Source organism: Shewanella electrica (assembly GCF_022321485.1).
Classification (GTDB): domain Bacteria; phylum Pseudomonadota; class Gammaproteobacteria; order Enterobacterales; family Shewanellaceae; genus Shewanella; species Shewanella electrica.
In genome coordinates this window covers 1-272 of sequence record NZ_JAKOGG010000271.1, presented here as the reverse complement: position 1 = coordinate 272, position 272 = coordinate 1, and the positions used below count along the sequence as shown (strand labels likewise).

General features: G+C 40.1%; 1 protein-coding gene. It reads right to left on the bottom strand.

The window, feature by feature from the left end; genetic code table 11:
* On the bottom strand, nucleotides 1–224 hold a 224-nt coding region (locus L9G74_RS24150), incomplete at its 3' end, for a hypothetical protein (protein WP_238898626.1).
* Between the last annotated feature and the right edge of the window lie 48 nt (nucleotides 225–272).

Sequence of the window (272 nt, the reverse complement as noted above, 5' to 3'; positions counted from 1 at the left end):
GAGAGAGCTTTTGTATTTGCAATACATAAATGCATGCACAATACCTGCCATGGAGTTTCTCCATCTGTATCATCACCATCTACATCCTTGATACTCAGTCCATTGTTGTATACTTCATCAAATGTGAAAGATTCAATTCCTGGGCCTCCTGTAAAAGGAGACTGTTCGGAGGGAACAGGAGCTTGGTAAAGAGGAATTTGATGGGTCCCTTTGTCAGGTTTCATTGCTTCAATCCATAATGATAGATCAAACTGACTATTAGGGCCATTAAA